Source organism: Mycolicibacterium sp. XJ662 (assembly GCF_053484035.1).
Genome location: NZ_JBEFTL010000026.1, coordinates 1 through 1,652 on the forward strand (window position 1 = coordinate 1; position 1,652 = coordinate 1,652).

A 1,652-nucleotide genomic window follows, 5' to 3' on the forward strand; every position below is an offset into this window, starting at 1 on the left:
TTGAGTTCCTAAGCAGAGTCAAGTCATCGGACGGGTTCTAGGCTGGTGCTGACGGGCCGGTGGATTGGAGCGCTTGGCGACTCCTGTTGTCCCCGGCCCGTCCTGCCTTTGATCCGTTGGGATTGGCGGGTGTTGGCGGCGTTGATTCTGGTCTGGCGTTCGACGCGATGGTTTGCGGTGACGAGGTGACGCCCTTGGTCGGCATCGATGGGTCTGTTGTCGGTGTCACGCAGCACGTAGGGCTGCCCGGTGCGCCAGCAAGTCGCGATGCGGGTGAGCAGTGCGGTGGCGATATGGCAGGTCGCCGAGTCGTGGTGGCGCTCGGTGGCCATGAGCCGCTTGTATTTCGCAGCCAGCTGGGGGTCGATCTTTCGGGCGTGGTCGGCGGCGGCAAATAGCGCTTCGCGTAGCAGTGGGTCACCGGACTTGGTCAATCCGTGCTGGTGGTGGCTTTGTCCGGATTGATTGAGTTTGGGAACCAGCCCGGAGTACGCGCGGATCGCGGCCAGGGAGTGGAAGCGGTGCGGATCCCCGAGGCGCCCGGCAATGATGGCACCAGTGACGGGGCCGACGCCGGGCGCTGAGGCGATGATCCCGGCGGGGTCGGCCTCGGCATACAGGTTGGCGGCGCGTTCGTCGAGGTCGTCGATCTGTTCGGTCAATACTTGGGCCTGTTCGGCCTCGACGGCGATATCGGCGGCCAGCTCGGCGAAATCGATCCGAGCGTCCGCTCCAGCACCCCAGAGCTGCAACGATTCCTGGGCTGCGGCCAGGATCAAGGTGGCTTGCGGTTCGCGCCAGGCGCCGCGGGAATGCCGAATCAGGAATCGGGTCAGGCGAGCATGCCCGAGACGGATGACGCTGTTGGGATCGGCATAGCGGGCCAGCAGCGCCAGCGTGGCCTTGCCGTATCGCGTTCCGAGTGCGTCGTACCAGGCGGGGCCGAGCAGTTCGAGTTGGGCGTCGAGGCGCTGGAAAACCGCGGTGCGCCGTTTGATAATCGAGGAGCGGATCTTGACGATGCGGCGCAGCGGCTCGGCTGGGCCGTCTCCGGTGTGCTCGCGCAGGCCCTCAGGGTGCAGCAAGGGCAACCGGGCCAGCATCTTGGAATCGAGGTGATCGTTCTTGGCGTGCTTGGAGTAGTACGCCCGCAGATCAGCCGACTGTGTCGTGGGCACCATCGATACCCGGGTGCCGCGGTGGCGGAACCACGATGCCAGCGGCACCCAAGCGTTGCGGGTCGGCTCCATCACGATCCGCAGCGTGTCCTCATCGGTCAAACCACAAGCTGCCCAGAGCTTTTCCAGATCAGCAGGCCGGGTAAAGAACCGCCGGCCGGTCCACACGAAGGTCCCATCAGGACGGGCCAGCGATGCCTGATGAGCAGCCCGGCAGGCCACGTCGATACCCAGGGTCAGTTCCACACCACGTCCTCTCGATCGATCGGGGTTTGGACCTGCGATCGGGGCTGGCATGGCCCAGACATTCCGTAAGCAGGAGTCCGGCACCGGCCGGCTCCAAGTTCCCGAACAGAGACACCGACACCGCGCAGGTCGTGCCTCGCGGACGACCACTCAAAATCCAGGAATCCGAACGGTTCCAGTCGGTAGCCTCGGCCGCCCGCGAGCACTCACCCAATCTAAATGTCGGTG

Annotated in this window: 1 protein-coding gene; it reads right to left on the reverse strand. The window is 65.1% G+C overall.

Annotation, left to right across the window (positions count from 1 at the left end):
• Window positions 1-23: 23 nt before the first annotated feature.
• On the reverse strand, window positions 24-1,424 hold the full coding sequence (locus tag ABQE93_RS27015) for an IS110 family RNA-guided transposase (protein WP_448411966.1): 1,401 nt from the start codon (window positions 1,422-1,424) through the stop codon (window positions 24-26).
• Between the last annotated feature and the right edge of the window lie 228 nt (window positions 1,425-1,652).